Source organism: Vibrio sp. Vb0888 (assembly GCF_033338835.1).
Lineage (GTDB): Bacteria > Pseudomonadota > Gammaproteobacteria > Enterobacterales > Vibrionaceae > Vibrio > Vibrio alginolyticus.
This window is the reverse complement of record NZ_JAWOTL010000001.1, coordinates 773,799-793,879: the sequence shown is the minus strand read 5'-3', so window position 1 is coordinate 793,879 and position 20,081 is coordinate 773,799. Positions and strand designations below refer to the sequence as shown.

At 45.5% G+C, this 20,081-nt stretch carries 20 protein-coding genes; 14 read left to right on the top strand and 6 right to left on the bottom strand.

Features of this window, described 5'->3' with window-relative positions:
• Positions 1–36: 36 nt before the first annotated feature.
• Complete coding sequence (locus R7P72_RS03450; protein WP_411912896.1) at positions 37–2,700, bottom strand: DUF2339 domain-containing protein; 2,664 nt, start codon at positions 2,698–2,700, stop codon at positions 37–39.
• Positions 2,701–3,140: 440 nt separating this feature from the next.
• On the opposite strand from R7P72_RS03450, the gene R7P72_RS03445 reads away from it, so the two are divergent.
• The 4 genes from R7P72_RS03445 (at position 3,141) to R7P72_RS03430 (ending at position 7,307) form a co-directional block, all read left to right on the top strand.
• Entirely contained in the window at positions 3,141–4,940 is a 1,800-nt protein-coding gene (locus R7P72_RS03445) for a cation:proton antiporter (protein WP_115386480.1), read from the top strand.
• 238 nt (positions 4,941–5,178) lie between these two features.
• On the top strand, positions 5,179–6,198 hold the full coding sequence (fni, locus tag R7P72_RS03440) for a type 2 isopentenyl-diphosphate Delta-isomerase (RefSeq protein ID WP_005388695.1): 1,020 nt from the start codon (positions 5,179–5,181) through the stop codon (positions 6,196–6,198).
• A 194-nt stretch (positions 6,199–6,392) separates the two neighbouring features.
• The gene (locus R7P72_RS03435) at positions 6,393–6,656 is read left to right on the top strand and encodes a DUF3012 domain-containing protein (protein ID WP_005373992.1); all 264 of its coding nucleotides are present in this window, start codon (positions 6,393–6,395) and stop codon (positions 6,654–6,656) included.
• A gap of 252 nt (positions 6,657–6,908) precedes the next feature.
• Positions 6,909–7,307 carry a GFA family protein gene (locus R7P72_RS03430; protein WP_005388696.1) on the top strand — a complete coding sequence of 133 codons (399 nt, stop codon included), beginning with the start codon at positions 6,909–6,911 and terminating at the stop codon, positions 7,305–7,307.
• A gap of 93 nt (positions 7,308–7,400) precedes the next feature.
• Here R7P72_RS03430 and R7P72_RS03425 read toward each other — a convergent pair whose 3' ends face one another.
• Complete coding sequence (locus R7P72_RS03425; RefSeq protein ID WP_064354509.1) at positions 7,401–7,751, bottom strand: rhodanese-like domain-containing protein; 351 nt, start codon at positions 7,749–7,751, stop codon at positions 7,401–7,403.
• Positions 7,752–8,018: 267 nt separating this feature from the next.
• Between R7P72_RS03425 and R7P72_RS03420 the strand changes: the two genes are divergently transcribed.
• The 3 genes from R7P72_RS03420 to R7P72_RS03410 all read left to right on the top strand — a co-directional run bounded on the left by R7P72_RS03420 (position 8,019) and on the right by R7P72_RS03410 (position 10,256).
• Positions 8,019–8,309 (top strand): co-chaperone GroES, encoded by a 291-nt coding sequence (locus R7P72_RS03420; protein WP_005373989.1) that lies wholly within the window; start codon positions 8,019–8,021, stop codon positions 8,307–8,309.
• 33 nt (positions 8,310–8,342) lie between these two features.
• Complete coding sequence (gene groL / locus R7P72_RS03415) at positions 8,343–9,941, top strand: chaperonin GroEL (RefSeq protein ID WP_053304624.1); 1,599 nt, start codon at positions 8,343–8,345, stop codon at positions 9,939–9,941.
• Positions 9,942–10,046: 105 nt separating this feature from the next.
• The gene (locus tag R7P72_RS03410; RefSeq protein WP_005373984.1) at positions 10,047–10,256 is read left to right on the top strand and encodes a hypothetical protein; all 210 of its coding nucleotides are present in this window, start codon (positions 10,047–10,049) and stop codon (positions 10,254–10,256) included.
• A gap of 130 nt (positions 10,257–10,386) precedes the next feature.
• Here the strand turns inward: R7P72_RS03410 and R7P72_RS03405 are convergent, their stop codons facing one another.
• Positions 10,387–10,998 carry a LysE family translocator gene (locus R7P72_RS03405; RefSeq protein WP_005373983.1) on the bottom strand — a complete coding sequence of 204 codons (612 nt, stop codon included), beginning with the start codon at positions 10,996–10,998 and terminating at the stop codon, positions 10,387–10,389.
• Between the two features lie 109 nt (positions 10,999–11,107).
• Between R7P72_RS03405 and R7P72_RS03400 the strand changes: the two genes are divergently transcribed.
• Positions 11,108–11,998 carry a LysR family transcriptional regulator gene (locus R7P72_RS03400; RefSeq protein ID WP_005373981.1) on the top strand — a complete coding sequence of 297 codons (891 nt, stop codon included), beginning with the start codon at positions 11,108–11,110 and terminating at the stop codon, positions 11,996–11,998.
• A gap of 59 nt (positions 11,999–12,057) precedes the next feature.
• The gene (locus tag R7P72_RS03395) at positions 12,058–12,429 is read left to right on the top strand and encodes a VOC family protein (RefSeq protein WP_005373979.1); all 372 of its coding nucleotides are present in this window, start codon (positions 12,058–12,060) and stop codon (positions 12,427–12,429) included.
• A gap of 99 nt (positions 12,430–12,528) precedes the next feature.
• Here the strand turns inward: R7P72_RS03395 and R7P72_RS03390 are convergent, their stop codons facing one another.
• On the bottom strand, positions 12,529–12,750 hold the full coding sequence (locus tag R7P72_RS03390; protein WP_005373977.1) for a hypothetical protein: 222 nt from the start codon (positions 12,748–12,750) through the stop codon (positions 12,529–12,531).
• Between the two features lie 122 nt (positions 12,751–12,872).
• Here R7P72_RS03390 and R7P72_RS03385 point away from each other — a divergent pair, with 122 nt between their 5' ends.
• Entirely contained in the window at positions 12,873–13,400 is a 528-nt protein-coding gene (locus R7P72_RS03385) for a TetR/AcrR family transcriptional regulator (protein WP_005373975.1), read from the top strand.
• A gap of 44 nt (positions 13,401–13,444) precedes the next feature.
• Here R7P72_RS03385 and R7P72_RS03380 read toward each other — a convergent pair whose 3' ends face one another.
• A complete protein-coding gene (locus R7P72_RS03380; protein WP_005373973.1) occupies positions 13,445–14,395 on the bottom strand; it encodes a helix-turn-helix domain-containing protein in 951 nt (316 codons plus the stop codon).
• A 184-nt stretch (positions 14,396–14,579) separates the two neighbouring features.
• Between R7P72_RS03380 and R7P72_RS03375 the strand changes: the two genes are divergently transcribed.
• The 4 genes from R7P72_RS03375 to R7P72_RS03360 all read left to right on the top strand — a co-directional run bounded on the left by R7P72_RS03375 (position 14,580) and on the right by R7P72_RS03360 (position 19,527).
• Positions 14,580–15,992: an ethanolamine ammonia-lyase subunit EutB gene (locus R7P72_RS03375; RefSeq protein ID WP_005373972.1), complete on the top strand. Its 1,413-nt coding sequence runs from the start codon at positions 14,580–14,582 to the stop codon at positions 15,990–15,992.
• Positions 15,985–16,869, top strand: a complete 885-nt coding sequence (gene eutC, locus R7P72_RS03370) for an ethanolamine ammonia-lyase subunit EutC (RefSeq protein WP_005373971.1) — start codon at positions 15,985–15,987, stop codon at positions 16,867–16,869. The genes R7P72_RS03375 and eutC overlap by 8 nt, the downstream gene beginning before the upstream one ends.
• A gap of 11 nt (positions 16,870–16,880) precedes the next feature.
• Positions 16,881–18,284: an ethanolamine permease gene (eat, locus tag R7P72_RS03365; RefSeq protein ID WP_005373969.1), complete on the top strand. Its 1,404-nt coding sequence runs from the start codon at positions 16,881–16,883 to the stop codon at positions 18,282–18,284.
• A gap of 187 nt (positions 18,285–18,471) precedes the next feature.
• A complete protein-coding gene (locus tag R7P72_RS03360) occupies positions 18,472–19,527 on the top strand; it encodes an NAD(P)H-dependent flavin oxidoreductase (RefSeq protein WP_033906298.1) in 1,056 nt (351 codons plus the stop codon).
• A gap of 38 nt (positions 19,528–19,565) precedes the next feature.
• Here the strand turns inward: R7P72_RS03360 and R7P72_RS03355 are convergent, their stop codons facing one another.
• On the bottom strand, positions 19,566–20,045 hold the full coding sequence (locus R7P72_RS03355) for a peptide-methionine (S)-S-oxide reductase (RefSeq protein WP_005388723.1): 480 nt from the start codon (positions 20,043–20,045) through the stop codon (positions 19,566–19,568).
• Positions 20,046–20,081: the final 36 nt, after the last annotated feature.

Here is a 20,081-nt window from a genome sequence, read left to right as displayed (position 1 = left end):
AAACAGCGCACTGTCGGGAATCTCTCTTTGACTCGTCTAGGGCTCGAGTGCTTTTGCCACCGAACGATTCAATTTCTGGAATAGCCATCCAAGTGCTATCAAAGATGCACCTAAGCCTAAGAAGCTTATTGCTCGCCAGAACCCATCCAGAGAGCTCACATCCCATAAGAATACTTTCAGTGCGACACCGGCAAGGACCACTAGACCGACACGCTGCATCATCAGCCCCTGTTGGGTCACGCCGCGCCAAGTCAGCAATCCACCTACGAGCAAGCCAGCCACTGAATAACTGAACAACTCTGCCATGCTGGTTGGCTGATACAGCATCATCGATGTGGTTTGCCAGAATTGACGGATAGACATCCCCAACCAAATGGCTGCAAGTAAAAAGCCTAGACTAGCAATCGCAAATCGATGAACTTGCAACGTATTCCAGCGCTTAAACGTTGCGATAAGCAGGATGCAAGCTGGTAACAGCCAGCCGATACTCAGCATGTTAAAGATGGGAAGTGCTTGTGCCGAGACGTTATCAGTCACCAACGGCGATTCTGCCGTATTAAGCAAAATAATCAATATAGCGAACGCGCACCAAAGCAAGTAACTATAGATTTCGTAGATACGGCTTAAGCGTTGCGCAAATTGGCTGCGGTAGCTGTATACCAAACCCATAACTAATGCTTGATTGGCAAAGACTGCCGCACTTGTGAAGTCGATGTGCCCCAAGTAACCATATTGCCCCGTTAACCAGTAGTTAGTTTGGGTGAACAATGCCATTAAGAATACATGTAAAAACGCCCCTTCAAACCAGTTGGTCAGTTCTCGGTCCACTTGTTTTAGTGTTGAACGAGCATAAGACAAGATGAAGAGAGAAGGCATATAACTCACAAGAACCCAAGCCCAATGCCCAGCTTCTACCGGTTGCCATTCGGGGATGAAAGGTAGCAGCGTGAGTCGGATAACCAGTATTCCCATTGTCACTTTAATCGCCCAACTCGCAGGTCGAAATAACCCGACTTGAGCCTGTAAGGCCATTATCGCAACTTGTATTGAGATTGCTGTTGTTAACCAAGTATCGCTCAACCAAACAAAAGCAATACCTATGATTAAAGCATGCATAACGGCAGAGCATTCTAATGCCAACGAACGTGCACGCTGACCAAGCACAACGTAGTAAGTGGCCATCAATGCGCAGAATGCAGTCCAATACCACAGGTAGCCCTGCATAAATTCGTCAATATAAAACAACGTAATTAAGCTCATCGCGGGAGCCAGTACCAGCAGAAGCAACCCACTGAGTTGCGAACGGTCACTAAGTGATTGGCAATATGTTCGATAGCAGATCAGCGCAATACTCACCGCCAATGCGAATAGGATGCTAGCTTCTCGCTCTACCATATACAGCGCATCAAAAGCGATGGTAAGAACTATCAGCGCGGTTGCTGAGACGAGTATGGATGGCAAAAATACACGTAATGACCAGCCTGTACGAAGTGCTGGTAGCCAGATGCTCGCAACAAGCAGCGTATAACAGTACGCCATTTGTAGAGTGTTCAGCTCCGGCATTCTGGTGACGGCAGAAAAGGTCAATAAAGCAGTTGCGAGAGCGGTAGCGGTCGGCGAGTTTGTCCACTTGCTTTGATAGTGACGAAAGCGAGGATTGAGCATCCAACCCATTCTCGGAACCGCGAAAATGAGATACAAAGTGATGGAGAGATAAATCGCGAGCCACGAGAACAACCGTTCTGTTGGTACACTCTCAATCAACAGCAACATCCAAATGACATGTGGAATCGCGATACTTGGCGTAATCCATGCCCTACGCACTTTTTGCATCAATAAGGTCGCCGCGAACGAAATTGCGCAGATGTATCCGGCTAACAAGAAGTAGTTGGGTTCATTACCCCCAATCCACAGTGGTGCTGTGTAGCCACCAATTAAGCCAAGCACGGCCATTAACGGCCCTTGTCGCAATGATAATGCTAAACTGAAAAATGCCGCTGAAGCCAAGATGATCAACGAGATACTCGGCGTTAGCATTTGATAAACCACAAAGGCAAAAATGACGGTGCAGTAAATGCCCGTTAATCCCGTACCGGTAACAGCAGCAGGAACATACGTAAAGCCTTGGGCTCGTGCTGCCCGTTGCGGATTCTGTTGTTCTTTACGGTGAAACCACTCGCCAACAAGCACCATAAGTAATGAGATCACAAAGGCAAAGGACACTCGCATAAATGGCGAAAACTGGATGTGACTACCAATCACCTGTACGAGATAACCTCCACCGATCAGCATGGCCAATGCGCCTACCCAAACCAACCAATTTTCTTGAATGTTGCTAAGCAGGCTCTGAACTTTACTCTGAAGGAATGACTCATTTTCTTGACTAAAAACATCCAGTTGCACTTCTCTTGTCTGGGCGTACCCTTGATTCGCAGCGCTCTGGTCCAAGTCTAGGTTGGTAGCTGGATCATGTTCCCCAGAGGATGAGACATCTTTCTGTGGTGATTCTATGTGAGGTGACGTCGCTACAGATGGTGTGTCTTTTTCGATGCTGAATTGTTGGTGCGCTTGTTGGTTTGAGCCCCCATGGACACTGGCTCGTAGTGATGTGACTTCCTCACGAAGTTTGGCTAGTTCTTTTTCTAAAAGTGCAGCTCGGTTGGCGGCTTTCACTCCGATGAGGATGGCGAGACACGCCATGAACAGTGCTAGTATTACGTACAATCCATTTCTCCTTGCGTACGTCGCGTGACACACGATTCTTAACTTTGAGCACTTACGCTAAAGCTTAGTTCATGCTCTATGCCTTAGCCTCATATAGTGCTAGGTTCCGCGCTTTCTTCAGAAATCATTCTACATAATGAAACTCAATGCGTAATGATGAATTCGACAAAGTCGCACACTTGTGTGCCACTTTAAGACCTGATGAACAAAAATGAGTCGTTAAGTCATTGGGGGTCAACTATATTCATAGTTCTGATGCGATCGCCAAAGGACTTCAAACATGTGCGTTTCGTAGCGATGTCATCGAAGGTCAGTCGTTTGATTTGCACGTTCGGTTGTTTCTATTTGACCGTAAGGCTGAATGTATTCGGGTATAGCGCATTCACGCGAAAAAAGACAAAAACAGGTAATTATTGATGCAAGTGGGTAATGAAGCGCTGGTGCTGTCAGCGGTTGGGGTTATTGGTTTAGGTTGCCAATGGTTAGCTTGGCGATTGCGTTTGCCAGCGATTTTATTTTTGTTGTTGGCAGGGCTGATCGTCGGGCCATTTATGCAGTGGTTAAATCCTGATGAGATATTAGGTAATTTGCTCTTTCCGTTGGTTTCTTTAGCGGTGGCAGTGATTTTATTTGAAGGCAGTTTGACCTTAAATTTTAAAGAAATTCGTGGCGTGAGTGGTTCGGTATGGAGCATTGTTTCCATCGGGGCGATCATTTCGTGGGCAGCGACCAGTATCGCAACACACTATTTCCTCGGCTTTACTTGGGAGCTTGCCATGTTGTTCGGCAGCTTAACCGTAGTAACAGGGCCGACGGTCATCGTGCCACTTCTACGAACCGTAAGACCTAACAGTACGCTTGCTAACATTTTGCGATGGGAAGGGATTTTGATTGACCCGCTCGGTGCGCTTTTTGTTGTGATGGTTTACGAGTTTATCGTATCTCACAGCGCGATAAATAGCGTCGAAGTGTTTGGGACGATCATTGCTGTCGGCGTCATGCTAGGTGCGGCCTCAGGCTATGCAGTTGCGACGATCATGCGTCGCTCTTGGCTACCGGAATATTTGCAGCCATTTGCGGTTTTGATGGTGGTTCTAGGTGTATTTTCGGTCTCTAACCACATTGAGTCTGAAGCTGGGTTACTAACCGTCACCGTAATGGGTATGTGGCTCGCAAACGCTAAAGACATCAATATTCAGCAAATTCTGCACTTTAAAGAGCATTTAACCATTTTACTGATCACCGGATTGTTCATCTTCCTTGCGGCTCGAATCAGTCTGGATGATTTTGCTGCGCTAGGTAGCGGTGCGTTATTGTTGTTTGTATTTATGCAGTTAGTGTCGCGTCCGTTATCGATTTTTCTTTCAACCTTCCGCAGCAACTTGCGTCTCAAAGATAAGCTGTTTTTGTCTTGGGTTGCACCGCGCGGTATTGTTGCTGCTTCGATTTCGTCTCTTTTCGCGATCAAATTGACCGAATACGGCATTGATGAAGCGATTTTACTGGTCCCTATGACCTTCATGGTGATTATAGGAACGGTCGTGTTACAAAGTGCGACGGCACGTCCTATAGCGCTGACATTGGGCGTCGCAGAGCCAGCACCACGCGGCTTCTTGTTGATTGGTGCTAACCGAGTTGCAAGAGAAATAGGGCAGGCGCTAGCGCGTTATGACCGTCGCGTATTAATGACTGACTCAAACTGGGAGTACATCAGTCAGGTTCGTATGTTGGGATTGGATTACTATTACGGCAACCCTATTTCTAGTCACGCGGACGACAACTTGAACTTGATAGGAATAGGTCAAGTGGTTGCATTAACGCCCGATCAGCATTTCAACATTATGGCTTGCATGCAATTCGTCGACGAGTTTGGGGAAGATAAAGTTCACTGCTTACAAAAAGTGAAAACCAACGGCAATGGCAGCGAGAAGCACTCCGTGGCTCAGGAGTACCATGGTAAATTGCTGATGGGCGGCAATGTAAGCTATACCCAGCTAGCCAGTATGTTAAGTCGTGGTGCAGAGGTTAAACACACGAAATTGAGCGATAACTTCACGTATCAAGATTATTTAGCGCATCACAAAGGTAGTTCAGTTGTACCGCTGTTCCATGTAGAAGAAAAAGGAAAAATTCAATTCTGTGATGATCCAGAGCAGTTTGAACCAACGACGACAAGCACTGTTGTGTCGCTAATTCTGTCGGACAGCGTAAAGTAAACTACAGAGCAATGTGTTCCATTTGCATCATGGGTATCGTACGCTGATTATCTCAATTTGAAGAGAAACTTGCCGGCTTGTTGAAAACGGAAAGCGAGTTTCTTTTCTTATAATGTCAGGGGCAGTCGAGATTCATTACTCGTTTCGGAAAAGTAATCCGGCAAATTCACAAAATTCGCATTGACGTTACTGATAAGGATCGCAATACTGCGCGACTGTTTTACTTTAGGGTGACATTATGGCTCCGCAAACTAACCGAAAAGATTTACACCTAGATGCTGTTTTACATCATGATATGAGCATGAAGCATAAAACGGCGGGTTTTGAGTCTGTCGAGTTCGAACACTGTGCGCTGCCAGAATGTGACTTTCACGCGATCGATTTATCGACAGAGTTTCTTGGTCATCAATTAGCGCTACCGTTTTTGATTAGCTCGATGACTGGCGGAGCAAAAGACGCAGAAACGATCAATTGTCGTTTAGCTGAAGCAGCAAGTGAATTAGGTATTGCCATGGGTGTGGGCTCGCAACGGATTAGCTTAGAAGAAAGTCAGCATTCGGGCTTGGGTAAAACCATTCGTGAGTTGGCGAAAGAAGTACCGTTGTATTCCAATCTTGGAGCCGCTCAATTGCTCGATAAAGGTAAACTCGATAATGCGCAACGTGCGGTTGAGGCGATTCAAGCCGATGCCTTGTTTGTGCACGTTAATCCAATGCAGGAAGCGTTTCAGAAAAATGGCGACCACAATTGGGTTGGTGTTTTCCAGGCAATTGAGATGCTTAAATCTCGCGTGAAGGTTCCTATCATTATCAAAGAAGTCGGTTTTGGTATTAGCGGACACGTTGCGCAGCGATTAATTGATGCTGGTGTGGATGCAATTGACGTTGCGGGCGCGGGTGGCACAAGCTGGAGTGCGGTTGAAGGGTATTGCCAAGATAATCCGAAAATGCAGCGTGCAGCCGAGCTTTTCCGCGATTGGGGTGTCCCTACAGCAACATGTTTGGCTCAAATCCGCGCACTGCATCCTACATTACCCTTGATCGCCTCGGGAGGTGTTCATAACGGACTTGAAGCGGCGAAAGCCATTCATTTGGGTGCTAATCTCATTGGGCAAGCTGGTGCGGTATTAAAAGCTGCGACGATCAGCACGCAGTCTGTCGTCGATCACTTTGAACAAATGGCATTAGAGCTGCGTTTAGCGTGCTTTGGTACTGGCTCTTTTAAGGTTGGTGAGCTAACAAAAGCGCGCTGCCTATAGCTTTTAGAATGGCGCGCTTTACACAGAGTCGCTCAATAATTTTTCGGTGTCTTAACACGTAGACTGATAATTTCGTTATAGTTGATACAAAAGTCACTTCAGCTAGTGACGCCTTTATTCAGACACTTGAATGGGCATGTGTTGAAGAGATTGAGTTTAATTTTACTATTGTTTGCAACTGGAACCTTAAATTTATGAAAAAACTAGTCATGCTGATGTTGGCGGCTTCTGCTTTGACCGCTTGTAGTGATGAAGTGGGCACTGAAGGCTGGTGTAACGACATGCGCGATAAGCCAAAAACAGAATGGACAGCAGACAACGCGGTAGACTTTGCAAAGCATTGTGTTCTGCAAGATGGTGTCGGCAGCGAGCAATGGTGTGAAAACCTGAAAGATAAGCCGAAAGGTGACTGGACTGCAAACGAAGCGACCAGCTTTACTAAACACTGCATTTTTTAAGCACAGCGGAAAGCGCCTTTTCTGAGGCGACATTCTGTGAGGTAAACACCAAGCGTTATTGCTTGGTGTTTTTGTATCTAAAATAGCTCGATTTTTCACGTGTCGAGCGCACTTCCCTCTGAATGGAATGTTTTACATTTTCGTTTCATTTTTGAAAACCTGTATTGCCTGTCTTTAATTTTTCGTATTGCAGTGGCATGGTGTCGAGATAGCCATCTAATTCAATTAGATTCATAACAAAAAGGAATTCAAATGGAAGTACTAAAAGGCTCATGTCTGTGCGGCAAGGTAAAGTTGGAAGTGGCAGATGAATTCAAGTACATGGGAAATTGCCATTGCTCTGAATGCCGCAAGTTCACAGGTTCTGACTATTCATCTGCCGGTGGTATTGCGTTGGATAAACTGCTTATTATCCAAGGGAAAGAAGATATTCAAACTTATCAGAAAAGCGAAAATACCATGCTATGCTTTTGTCGCCACTGCGGATCAAGTCTGTATTCGAAAAAGAACAATGGGATCGTCAATATTCGCCTTGGTATCTTGGATGACACACCTTCTCACAAGCCCGATTTCCATATTTTTGTCGCGTCGAAAGCGCCGTGGCTCGAGATATCGGATAACCTGACTCAATTTGATGCAGGGCCAAAATAGAGTTGTTGTAGATAAGTATTTAGAAACAGAGCGCGTTACAATACGCTTGCGACGCGCTCTGTGCTTTTACTTTGTATATTAGAACGGAGACGACTATTTGGCGTCTTGTAGTTCTTCAAAGCCACCTGCATTGTGCAGATTCGTAAAGCCTTGCGATTGTAAGTATTGATACGCTTTGCCAGAGCGGTTACCACTGCGACAGTACAACACGATAGCTTGATCTTTATCGACGTCTTGAAAATGTTTATCAAGTTCAGATAAAGGGAAGTTGACGGCATTATCCAAATGCCCTTCAGAAAACTCTTGCGGCGTACGCACATCGACAATCATCGCGCCCTTGTCAATCAATTGCCACCCTTGTTCAGCGCGTTCAGAAGCCGACACGTTGGGTGAGAGGAAGCCAACGCACAACGTTGCAAGAAATAGAGATACGGCCTTTTTCATTGTTTGATTATCCTTTTTAAGAGTACGTAACCACTCTAGATTTGATTGAGCACATTTTCCATCATAAAGAGATGCTAAGTGGTTGTGAATGCGATAATTCGATAGAAAATTTTATTTAATTTAATAAAAAATTTTTATCAAATTCACCTCTTGAACTCTCATTTTTCGACCTTATTATTTTCATCGAAAGCGAGCTGTCGACTCGCAAATCCATCTTGATGTTTATTTTGTCTTTTATTTTTGGTTCCAAGTAGGAGGCACTTAAAAATGAAAATTCGTCCTTTAAATGACAAGCTAATTGTTGAAAGACAAGAGGTGGAAAATAAATCTGAAGGGGGAATCGTTTTAACTTCTCAGTCGGTGAAAAAATCAAACCGCGGGAAAGTCATTGCTGTTGGTTTAGGTAAACGTCTTGAAAATGGCGAACGCGCTGCGATGGAAGTCAAAGTGGGCGACCAAATCATTTTCAATGACGGTTACGGCGTGAAAACCGAGAAAATTGACGGCGCAGAATACTTAATTCTGTCCGAATCTGATGTGTTAGCAATCGTTGAGTAATTATTTTTGTAGTAGTTTTTTGAGGAGATAACCATGGCTGCAAAAGACGTATTATTTGCTAATGACGCACGTCAAAAAATGCTGAAAGGTGTGAACTTACTGGCGGACGCAGTAAAAGTGACACTAGGCCCGAAAGGCCGCAACGTTGTGCTTGATAAATCTTACGGCGCGCCAACCATCACCAAAGATGGCGTGTCTGTAGCGAAAGAAATCGAACTGAAAGATAAGTTCGAAAACATGGGCGCACAAATGGTGAAACAAGTGGCGTCCAAAGCGAATGATGAAGCGGGGGACGGTACAACGACCGCTACCGTACTGGCGCAATCTTTCATCAATGAAGGTCTTAAAGCGGTAGCCTCTGGCATGAACCCAATGGACCTAAAACGTGGTATCGACAAAGCCACTGAAGCGGCGGTTGAGAAACTACGTGAAATGTCTAAGCCATGCAGCGACAAAGAATCTATCACCCAAGTGGGTAGCATTTCTGCAAACAGCGATCGCGCGATCGGTGAAATCATTGCAGAAGCGATGGAGAAAGTGGGTCGCAATGGCGTGATTACGGTTGAAGAAGGCCAAGGTCTAAACAACGAATTGTCTGTGGTTGAAGGTATGCAATTTGACCGCGGTTACTTGTCGCCATACTTCATCACTAACCAAGAAAATGGCAGCGTCGAGCTAGACAACCCTTACATCCTATTGGTGGACAAAAAAGTCAGCAGCATCCGCGAGCTATTGCCTGTACTAGAAGAAGTGGCGAAATCTTCTCGCTCGCTATTGATCATTGCTGAAGACATCGAAGGTGAAGCGCTAGCGACATTGGTTGTGAACAACATGCGCGGCATCGTGCGTGCGACCGCGGTGAAAGCGCCTGGCTTTGGTGACAACCGTAAAGCGATGATGGAAGACATTGCGGTACTAACTGCTGGTACGGTCATCTCTGAAGAAATCGGCCTAGAGCTCGAAAAAGCAACGTTAGAGCAACTAGGTAGTGCGAAGAAAGTGACCATCACCAAAGACACAACAACCATTGTGGGTGGCGCAGCAGAAGCAAGCGCGATTGCTGATCGTGTGGCTTCGATTGAAAAACAAATCGAAACAACCACCTCTCAATACGATAAAGACAAGCTTCAACAACGTGTTGCGAAGCTTTCTGGCGGCGTAGCGGTGATCAAGATCGGCGCTGCAACCGAAGTTGAGATGAAAGAGAAGAAAGATCGCGTGGACGATGCACTACACGCTACTCGCGCAGCGGTTGAAGAAGGTATTGTTGCTGGTGGTGGTGTTGCCCTAACTAAGATCGCGAAAGAATTGGCGGATCTAAAAGGCGACAATGATGACCAAAACGTGGGTATCCGAGTTGCGCTACGTGCAATGGAAGAGCCTCTTCGTCAAATCGCAACTAACGCAGGTGACGAAGCTTCTGTTGTGGCGAACGCTGTCAAAGCTGGTGATTCCGATTACGGTTACAACGCTGCAACAGGTGAATACGGCAACATGATCGAAATGGGCATCTTGGACCCTGCGAAAGTAACACGCTCAGCGCTTCAATTCGCTGCGTCTGTTGCTGGCTTGATGATCACCACTGAAGCGATGATCACCAACCACGTTGAAGACAAAGAACTTGATATCTAACGTCATCAACCGTTAGTGATTAAGTAAGCGTTAAAATAACAATAACATTGCAAAATCTAAGCGGGCTCGCTTGAGCCCGCTAATCAGTCATTTGAGGTAAGTGTTATGACCCGTTTACCTGCGTTTTCTTTCTCAATATCTGAGCCGGGCGGTAATGAAGCTTCGTCAACGTGGCCGACTGCTATTCACTTCCCCCTCGTTCCAGCTGGGCCAGAGTTTTCGATCGAAAATGCTCTGCCTAAACGTCCGACAGTGACGATATTCACTATCGATCTGTCTCAGTTATTTAAAGGGGACGCTCGGGTCATCCATTAACTGTATCGAAACAGCCAGCGCACGTTGGCTGTTTTTTCTAATTTAAAGTATTGATAATGTAGATTTTTATTTGATTACTGCCACTTGTTCAATGATCAATTTGAACTGGGGTAATCGGACCGCAAGCGCACTACACCTTTAAGCCCAGCATCCCGCCGAAAATGATCAATCCCGCCCCACATGCTTGATTGAGTCGATGCTTAATCTTCAACAAGAAAGCTTGTAGCTGGGATGACGTGAATAAAACAGCAACGATAGAAAACCAAATACCATGCAGCGCAATCATATAAATCCCGTAAAAAAAGGCGATGTGTTGCTGACTAGAGTCGGGAGAAATCACTTGGCTAAAAATACTCAGAAAAAACAGCATCGTCTTGGGATTGAGTAAATTACACAGAAATCCCTGCATGAAAAATCGCCACATTGAATACTCGCTCTGTTGAATCGTTTCTGAGTTTGACGCAGGCTGCGAGGAGAATATTCCTTTAATCCCAAGGTAGACAAGATAAGCGGCCCCAAGATAGCGCACGAGATTAAACAACCATTCATTTTGTGAAATTAAGTAACTGATCCCCAGCATGGAGTAAGCGATGTGGATGCTTATCGCCATGCTGATACCAATCGCACTGTATACGCCTGCTTTTCGTCCTTGATTTAAGCTATTTCTTAATACCAAAACAAAGTCTGCGCCAGGGCTAATGACAATAAGCACACCTAATAACGCAAGAGTTACAAATTCCATATCGATTTCCTGTTTGAATGATGAAGTCTGGGATGTAGCGGAATTGTAGGTGTCTTTATTACTGACTATAATCGAAAAACATTCCCATATTGGTGAGAAAAACTCACAGATGCGTCACCTGAAATCTTTTTATGTCTTCCACGTTGCGGCGAGTTCTTCAAGCTACACTGAAGCGGCTGACAAACTGAACATTACTCACGGAGCCGTGAGTAAGCAGATCAAGCAACTTGAGCAATATCTGTCTCAACCTTTGTTCTTCAAAGAGGGCAGGAAAGTCGTGTTGACGGCGGAAGGCGAATTACTCAAGACATACACAGAAACGGCATTCCAAACGCTAGAAACAGGCGTGAATACGCTTATTCAAGAGAAGCATCAGCATCTTGAAGTGTCTTGTGAACCGACATTAACCATGCGCTGGTTGATGCCAAGGTTGGCCGCGTTTAATGATGAACACCGTGCTGATGTTCGTTTGTCGACGGCTGGTGGCCCGGTAACATTAGGATCAACTGGGCTTTCGATGGCGATTCGTCGAGACGATTTTGCGCAGCATCACGATTACGACAAAACCATTCTTGTGGAAGAGTGGATGGGGCCGGTATTTTCTCCTGAGTATTGGCAATCCATTAAAGACAATTTGAAAGCAGCTCGATTGTTGAATAGCCAAACCAGACCGAATGCTTGGGCGGATTGGCAGCAATCAACACGTTGTGAAACTTTCAACGGCAACACTCAGCAATCATTCGCGCATTTTTATTTTTGCATACAAGCCGCAGTGGATGGCTTAGGCGTCGCAATGGGATCGTATCCTTTTGTCATGGACGATATTAAGCGTGGTAATTTGGTCGCACCATTTGGGTTTTCTCCATCAAGTTGCAATTACGTTTTATTGAGTCAAGATAAAAAGCGTACAGAACTCGAACATAAATTTATCACGTGGTTACAAACGCAAATGGCAGAGTGTGTGCCACTGTCATCACAGCAGATTACGCAAGGCGAATAGAAGGCATAGAGCGAGATTACGTCAGTCAGTTTTATGGAAAAAGGCTTAGGAAATTGGAAATGGAAAACCTCAATATTGTTGAAATCAAATCATTTGTTCCGGCGAAAGATTACGCGCTATCAAAACGTTTTTATGAGGCGATTGGCTTTGAAATGGCATCGGACTTCGGTGATGTAGCATACTTCTCTCAAGGTAGCTGCGCGTTTCTTTTACAGAATTTTTATGAGCCAGAACACGGCAATAACTTCATGATGCACTTGCTCGTAGAAGACGCAGAAAGCTGGCATCAGCACTTATCCAAAGTGGGTCATGAAGAATTTGGTTCGCGTTTGACAGAGCTAGTCGAGCAACCTTGGGGCATGCGCGAATGTTGTTTGTTTGACCCTAGTGGCGTTTTATGGCGAATTGGTCAGAACATGAATACTGACTAACGCCAGTCTTATTTTCACCACATCTACGCGCAGATATTGAGATCTCGATATCTGCGCGTTTTCTTTTTTTACTTAGCCTTGCCAACGTTTGTAGCGCACTCACGCCTTTTTCGAGGTGGTGTGCGATGGGCTAACGCCAAAAAACTCCTCAAGCAGAATGGCTTTGAGTTCCGCTCTGACTTCTGCGCCACCGATTAACGCCAAAAGTGCGAGTCCTCCTGGAATAAGGATGACCATTAATATCGGTCTTAAAATATACGAAAAGCAGAAGATGGTCGGGAAGAAAATCAATCCTTGGCCTAGTTTGTTTAATACGTACATGAGCGATTCCTTTTGTTTTTATATAAAATGAGCGTGCTCAATTTTATAAATGAGCGCGCTCAATTTGTCAATCTCAACCACGCAAGGTATGATCCTTTCAGGCTCATTAAGCAGACACATCAATGACGAAGCGACAACAAACCAGAGATAAAATTCTAAAAGCCGCATGGGCATCTTTTGCTCAAAATGGCTATGACATGACGACCACAAGGCAGATAGCGAGAGAAGCAGGAGTAGCCGATGGTACAGTGTTTAGCCATTTCCCGACTAAACTGTCGATTTTGCGCGAAGGGATGCTGGCGCAACTGCAACAGATCAGCCAAGAAACGCTAGTCAGTGTGGAAGGTAAAACCGATATCGACATTGGTTTGGCGCTGACGGAGAAATACTATCGCTACTATTTTGCGAACGTTGAGCTGAGCCGAGCTTTGTTGAAAGAAGTGATTTGGGATTTGGATTATTATCAGTCGTTTAACCAAGCTTTGTTTCAATCTGTAAACGGAAGCTCCGTCCTTGAGGGAAAAATACCGCTGATTTTTGACTGCTATTTTATGACGTTAATCTCGCACTTGAGCCGTGCAGAACCGGATGTTGAAGCGGCACTTGAAGAGCTTCATGCTAAGTTTCAGCAAATCATTGCGACTGCATAACATGGCCCCAACGCAGGATCTGAAAGAATATACTGCCTGTCATTTTATTTGCTGGGCTCCCATTTTCTCGTTTCAGTTGGCGTCTCACCAAATAGCCGCTTGTAGCTTTGACTGAACTGCCCGAGATGGAAAAAACCAAAGTCAAAAGCGATTTCTGCAATTGTTCGATTATCTTCAGGGCTTTGTAGCACTCTACGTACTTGATTCAAGCGCATTCGATGTATGAACTGCTTTGGGGAAGTATTACAGCAATGTTCAAAGGTGTACTGTAGTGTGCGACGACTGACGTGTACTGCGTCACACAGTTCACTGACGGTTATCGGTGTACGGTAGTCTAGATCCTGTAGCTGTTGTTTTATACGGTGCATCACGTGTTGACGATGAGAGATTGATATCGGATGGCTCGTGTGCAGTGAACTGAGTGAGAACAACTCCAGCACAATATCTTTTAAGATTGCTTGATGTGTGGTTTCAGACCATCTTGGCTCGGCGGAACCAAGTAACGTGCCTAAGTAGTATTTAAGTTGTTGAATGTGTTTTTCCGTCAAACCCGTTAAGTGTAATGTGTTGTTTTGGATACTCCCAAGCTCAAGTTGATTTTCTATGATGTGAACGAAGTTTTTGTCGAGCACTATTCCATAGATAGAAAACTGCTCCGGTGTCATTAACTCAAAATCAGCGCCACCTTGCCTAAGCAAAAGTTGGCTTGAATTAAACTGACTGTGATTTAGGTGTAGCGGCTTATTTTCCGCACTCAAACCCAACCAAATACCTCCCTCTTCAACCCTGCATTGCTGTCTTAGCGAGCGGTTACTGTCTTCACGAAACACATGGAAATTGGGAAATCGTCGTTCTCGAATTTGACCTAAAAATCGACCATCGCTGAGTTGGTCATATTCCTGTTGCCAGTTTATCAGACTCGCAGCTTGTTGGTTTGCATCCTTAGTGTGATGGATGCACAGCATTGGTGCAGTTTGGGGCATTTGGTTACTCATCCTTGTGATGCTCATTCCTTTTTTGTGAGTCATGTTGGAGCAGTATTTACATAACTCATTGTTTATTATTGGTTTATAAATGTTGCCAGTTTTTGATAACGCTACGGAACACATTTGGCAATACTTTCTTAAAGCTTATTGATAGTTCAGCAAAAAGCGAACCAAATAGTGAAGAGGAAGAGCAATGACGGCAACTTATCGTCGGCAACAAGGAAGTAAAGTCTATACCTTTAAGTCATTAGCTGACTTGATGGCGAAAGCGACACCGGAGCGCTCAGGCGATGCGTTAGCCGGGGTTTGTGCTCAGTCAGCGGCAGAACGTGTAGTCGCACAAATGGCGCTGTCTGAGTTACCACTTAAAACGTTTCTTAACGAGGCGGTTATTCCATACGAAAGCGACGATATCACTCGCCTAATTATCGATACGCATGACCTTGAAGCCTTTAAGCAGATTGAGCACTTGACGGTCGGAGATTTTCGAAATTGGCTGCTGAGTGAAGAAGCCGATGGTGAAACGTTGGCTAAAATTCGTCAAGGTTTAACACCAGAAATGGTGGCCGCAGTCAGTAAGATTATGCGCAACCAGGATTTGATTCTCGTTGCTAAAAAATGCCAAGTTGTCACGGCTTTTCGGAATACGATAGGTTTGCCGAGTCGCCTGTCTACTCGCTTACAGCCGAATCATCCCACTGATTCTCTCAACGGTATCGCAGCGACCATTTTTGATGGTCTGATGTACGGAAATGGCGATGCGGTTATCGGTATCAATCCGGCAACAGATAATGTGCCTCAAGCTATCAAGTTAATGAACTTAATGGATGAGGTGATTCAACACTATCAAATACCGACTCAGTCTTGTGTGTTAACTCATGTAACGAACACGATCGAAGCCATTGAAATGGGCGCACCAGTCGATCTCGTTTTTCAGTCGATAGGCGGCACGCAAGGGACGAATGATACCTTCGGAATCGACTTGTCGATTTTGAAAGAGGCCCATGAAGCCGCGTTGTCTTTGAATCGAGGTAGCGTAGGAAACAATGTGATGTATTTTGAAACCGGACAAGGTACCGCGCTGTCTGCGAATGCATTTCATGGGGTCGATCAACAGACTTGTGAAGCCCGTGCTTATGCTGTCGCGAAACAGTTCGATCCTTTGTTGGTTAATACAGTTGTTGGGTTTATTGGCCCTGAGTATCTGTTTGATGGCAAACAGATCATTCGTGCTGGGCTTGAAGATCATTTTTGTGGGAAGCTGCTTGGTTTACCCATGGGTTGCGACATCTGTTACACCAATCATGCCTATGCCGATCAGAATGACATGGATAATTTGCTGACACTGTTAGGCGTGGCCGAGTGCTCTTTCATCATGGGTATTCCAGGGTCTGATGACATCATGCTCAACTATCAAACTACCTCATTTCACGATGCCCTTTACGCAAGAAAAGTACTCGGTCTGAAGCCAGCTCCAGAGTTTGAACAATGGTTAATGGAGATGCAGATTTTCGAGAGCGTGCAAGACGTTCGGTTAAGTGAGCAAATCTCTCGCTCGTTTTCGGGAGCAATTAATCAACTGAATAAGGGGTATTCTCATGGGTAAAGTAATCACCATTGCTCAGTCCCCACAAGATGAGTCTGAAGTTGTCACACACAACCCTTGGGGCAAGTTACGCGACTTCACCTCTGCTCGGATCGCTCTGGGTCGCAGCGGAAACAGTGTACCAACCAACGAGTTACTCTCATTTCAGCTGGATCATGCCCAAGCTATGGATGCAGTGCATTGCAGTTTGAATATTGAGTCTCTCGTTGCTGGTTTGTCGGACTCTTACTCGATTCTTGAAAATACCTTAGAGCCTCCAGTGGTAGTGAGCAGCCAAGTGAGTGATCGGCTTATGTACTTGCAAAGGCCCGATTTAGGACGGCAGCTCGATGAATCTTCTTGGAAAACGCTCAACTCGATAGCAAATGAGCATAACACTGACATTGATCTTGCGATTGTTATTGCTGATGGACTTTCTTCCGTCGCAATTCAAAACCATGCCGTGCCTGTTGTTACGCGATTGATTTCTCTTTTAAGCGCTGATGATGAACATCAATGGAAATTCACACCTATCACAATCGTAAAGCAAGGAAGAGTAGCGGTAGGGGATGATGTTGGTGAATGTTTTAACGCTAAGGCCGTGCTGGTTTTAATTGGAGAGAGGCCCGGTCTAACTTCTCCGGATAGCATGGGTATGTATCTCACTTGGGGGGCTAAACGAGGCTCTAAAGATTCCCAAAGAAACTGCATTTCCAATGTGCGCCCTCAGGGGCTCAACTATGACGATGCCTGTGAACGCGCATTTTACTTGCTCAAGGAAGCTCGAAAATTACAACTGTCAGGAGTGAATCTGAAAGATCGCTCAGATATCAATGAGCCAAGTGGCGCAAGCGTTGAAGATAAACACAGCGACAACTTTTTAATTTCATCAAAGTAGAAGGATTTACTATGTCTAAACATCAGGAGTACTTGGCCAAAAGGCAGCTAAAAAGAGGCACCGCAGGTTGGATTTTACTTGCTGGCTTAGGTGTCTCGTATGTTATATCTGGTGACTTCGCCGGTTGGAACTTTGGCATCGCTCAAGCAGGATGGGGAGGCTTTCTTATTGCTGCTATCGCGATGGCAGTAATGTATTTCACGCTAGTATTGTCTTTAGCTGAAATGTCTGCGGCTATTCCTGCTGCGGGTGGTGGTTACAGCTTCGCAAGACAGGCGATGGGGCCGACAGGCGGCTTTTTCACTGGCTTATCAGTTTTGATTGAATATGCGCTCGCGCCTGCTGCGATAGTGATTTTTATTGGCTCAGCCGTGAATGAATTGGTTGGTATCGATGGCCCTGTTGTTTACGCACTTTTCTACGCCGTCTTTATCGCTATTCATATGGCAGGTGTTGGCGAAGCTCTCAAAGTGATGATGGTCATCAGCGGTTTGGCTGTGCTAGCTATTCTCATTACTGCTGCTGTGCTTATTGGTCACTTTGATGTTAATAACTTATTCGATATTGCTCCGGCGACGGCTCAGGCAACAGAAATCTTGCCGTTTGGGTGGTATGGCGTATGGGCTGCGTTGCCATTTGCAATGTGGTTGTTTCTTGCGGTTGAAGGTGTGCCTTTAGCGGCAGAGGAGGCAAAAAATCCGGCAAAAGATGTTCCCAAAGGCATCATTGGTGCGATGCTGTTTTTATTGCTAACCGCAACTCTCGTAGTCGTCCTTTTGGCTGGTGCGGTTGGCTCAAAGGTCATAGGCGATAGCGCGGTGCCATTAGTTGACGCCCTAAAGCTTACGGGCAATTCAACGGTAGCAATGGCCGTGAACTTACTTGGATTGGCTGGCCTTATCGCTTCTTTCTTTTCAATCATTTATGGTTACAGTCGCTTGGTGTTTGCGCTTTCCCGCGCGGGTTATTTACCGCAAACTTTGTCATTAACCAGTGACAAAAAAGTGCCTTCTCGTGCGCTTTTGGTTCCGGGCGTTTTTGGGTTCTTGGTTTCACTTACGGGTGAGGGGGACTTAATCTTGGCGATGGCTGTTGTCGGTGCGACTGTATCGTACGCATTAATGTCCTTGAGCCATATTTTATTGCGAATTAAACAGCCGGAATTAACTCGTCCATATAAAACGCCTGGTGGGATAATTACTTCGAGTATTTCTCTGGTGCTTTCTTTGATCGCAATGACAGGTGTTTATGCTTTTGATCCCTCAGCCTTTTTCATGACAATGGGATTGTTTCTTATCGGTGGTGTTTATTATGGGTTATACAGCCGCAACAAACTGGTGGCAGCAACCGCCGAGGAAGAGTTTGCCATGCTGTCTGTAGCAGAGCTAGAGCTTGAATCAGATGTCGTACGATAGTCACTTTGATTCTTGTTATTCAGCATATTAAGGGAGCCATAGGCTCCCTTTGTCATTTCTATCAAAAGTGCATAGCGCACAAATGCATCACTTTAACTTTATAAGTGTTTAATCATGTGAAAGTCTAGTCTGGATAACGATGGCGCAGATCCATCACAGGTAAAGGTTAAGTTTTCAAGGAAAGATCATGATAAACAAGGTATTTAATACACTTTTGGGAACAGAGTTACCGATTATTCAAGCGCCAATGGCCGGTGTGCAAGACAGCCAAATGACCATCGCCGTCAGTAATGTTGGCGGGCTTGGCTCGTTACCTTGTGGAATGCTGAACAAAGACGCCATCGTAAAAGAACTTCAACTTATCAAGCAGGCAACTAACCGACCGTTTAACCTCAATTTCTTTTGCCATGAAATGCCGGAGTATGACGCCAACAAGCACGAAAAGTGGCAAAAAACGCTGCAACCGTATTTTTCCGAGGTTGATGCAACCGTTCAGGCTCAGCCAAACGCTCCGACAAGGATGCCTTTCAATCATGATATTGCTGACGCGATTGAACCATTTGCACCGCCAGTGATCAGTTTCCACTTTGGTTTGCCAGACGATGATCTGTTAGCTCGAATTAGAGGGTGGGGAGGGAAGATCCTTTCGTCAGCGACCACGGTGGACGAAGCACTTTGGCTAGAAGCAAAAGGCGTTGACGGTATTATCGCCCAAGGCTTGGAGGCTGGTGGACACCGAGGTATGTTTTTATCGGATGATTTAACTACTCAATTAAGTTTGATGGCGTTATTACCACAAATCGCCAAACGGGTGAATTTGCCCGTTATTGCTGCAGGCGGAATCGCTGATAGAAGTGGGGTGGAAGCCGCGTTGAGATTAGGAGCGAGTGCCGTTCAAGTTGGCAGCGTCTATTTGTTGTGTGATGAGGCGAAAACATCGTCTTTACATCGATATGCCATTGCCAGTGAACGCGCGCAACATACCGCAGTGACCAATGTTTTCTCGGGCCGACCAGCGAGAGGCATTGTGAATCGCGCGATGTCGGAGCTAGGCTACATCAGTGAGTTTGCGCCGAAATTCCCATACGCCTCCATTGAAATGGCTCAACTAAGAGCGCTTATGGAAAAGCAAAACCGAGATGAATTCACACCGTTGTGGTGCGGACAAAACTCGTCGGGTTGTAAGGAAATATCGGCGGCAGAAATGACATTGTCATTAGTGGAAGGCATCGATTTAAACTGATATGCATCTTGCCTTTTAAAGCGATGCTGACCGAATGGTTACGAGTTATCCCTGTATTTATGTAGTAAATCTAATGGGATGTGGCAGTAATCATTCGGAAAGTTTGTGAGTCTGTCTTGGTGCTCATCATCACTTGGCACATAATTTGTGAGTGGTAGTACTTCTACGGCGATCTTGTCGGCGTCCGGTCGTGCTGCGATAAACGCTTTCGCGATGGTGAGATGCTGTTCGTTTTGGCTATAAACACCAGTACGGTACTTCTCACCTACGTCTTCACCTTGCTTGTTAACGCTGTAAGGGTCGATTATCTCAAACAAATACCCCATTAAAGTTTCAACCGAAACTTGCTCAGCATCGAACTGGGTTTTCACGCACTCTGCGTAGCCATCGTATTCGGATTGAGTGTTATCCGTTGTGCCATTTGCTCGCCCGGCTTCTGTGTTGATTACGCCCGGAAGGTGGCGCATAAATTCTTGCACGCCCCAAAGGCAGCCGCCTGCGAAGTAAATTTCTTCCATTACTTTTATCCTAGTCTCTATCGTTGTTGGGATGTA

Excerpts from the sequence above, each read along its gene's own strand:
- R7P72_RS03430 (WP_005388696.1), top strand. The coding sequence starts at position 6,909 with ATGGAAGTACTAAAAGGCTCATGTCTGTGCGGCAAGGTAAAGTTGGAA.
- groL (WP_053304624.1), top strand. The coding sequence starts at position 8,343 with ATGGCTGCAAAAGACGTATTATTTGCTAATGACGCACGTCAAAAAATG.
- R7P72_RS03445 (WP_115386480.1), top strand. The coding sequence starts at position 3,141 with ATGCAAGTGGGTAATGAAGCGCTGGTGCTGTCAGCGGTTGGGGTTATT.
- R7P72_RS03425 (WP_064354509.1), bottom strand. The coding sequence starts at position 7,751 with ATGAAAAAGGCCGTATCTCTATTTCTTGCAACGTTGTGCGTTGGCTTC.
- R7P72_RS03360 (WP_033906298.1), top strand. The coding sequence starts at position 18,472 with ATGATAAACAAGGTATTTAATACACTTTTGGGAACAGAGTTACCGATT.
- R7P72_RS03450 (WP_411912896.1), bottom strand. The coding sequence starts at position 2,700 with ATGGCGTGTCTCGCCATCCTCATCGGAGTGAAAGCCGCCAACCGAGCT.
- R7P72_RS03435 (WP_005373992.1), top strand. The coding sequence starts at position 6,393 with ATGAAAAAACTAGTCATGCTGATGTTGGCGGCTTCTGCTTTGACCGCT.
- R7P72_RS03405 (WP_005373983.1), bottom strand. The coding sequence starts at position 10,998 with ATGGAATTTGTAACTCTTGCGTTATTAGGTGTGCTTATTGTCATTAGC.
- R7P72_RS03400 (WP_005373981.1), top strand. The coding sequence starts at position 11,108 with ATGCGTCACCTGAAATCTTTTTATGTCTTCCACGTTGCGGCGAGTTCT.
- R7P72_RS03385 (WP_005373975.1), top strand. The coding sequence starts at position 12,873 with ATGACGAAGCGACAACAAACCAGAGATAAAATTCTAAAAGCCGCATGG.
- R7P72_RS03380 (WP_005373973.1), bottom strand. The coding sequence starts at position 14,395 with ATGAGTAACCAAATGCCCCAAACTGCACCAATGCTGTGCATCCATCAC.
- R7P72_RS03355 (WP_005388723.1), bottom strand. The coding sequence starts at position 20,045 with ATGGAAGAAATTTACTTCGCAGGCGGCTGCCTTTGGGGCGTGCAAGAA.
- R7P72_RS03375 (WP_005373972.1), top strand. The coding sequence starts at position 14,580 with ATGACGGCAACTTATCGTCGGCAACAAGGAAGTAAAGTCTATACCTTT.
- R7P72_RS03410 (WP_005373984.1), top strand. The coding sequence starts at position 10,047 with ATGACCCGTTTACCTGCGTTTTCTTTCTCAATATCTGAGCCGGGCGGT.
- R7P72_RS03420 (WP_005373989.1), top strand. The coding sequence starts at position 8,019 with ATGAAAATTCGTCCTTTAAATGACAAGCTAATTGTTGAAAGACAAGAG.
- eat (WP_005373969.1), top strand. The coding sequence starts at position 16,881 with ATGTCTAAACATCAGGAGTACTTGGCCAAAAGGCAGCTAAAAAGAGGC.
- R7P72_RS03395 (WP_005373979.1), top strand. The coding sequence starts at position 12,058 with ATGGAAAACCTCAATATTGTTGAAATCAAATCATTTGTTCCGGCGAAA.
- R7P72_RS03390 (WP_005373977.1), bottom strand. The coding sequence starts at position 12,750 with ATGTACGTATTAAACAAACTAGGCCAAGGATTGATTTTCTTCCCGACC.
- fni (WP_005388695.1), top strand. The coding sequence starts at position 5,179 with ATGGCTCCGCAAACTAACCGAAAAGATTTACACCTAGATGCTGTTTTA.
- eutC (WP_005373971.1), top strand. The coding sequence starts at position 15,985 with ATGGGTAAAGTAATCACCATTGCTCAGTCCCCACAAGATGAGTCTGAA.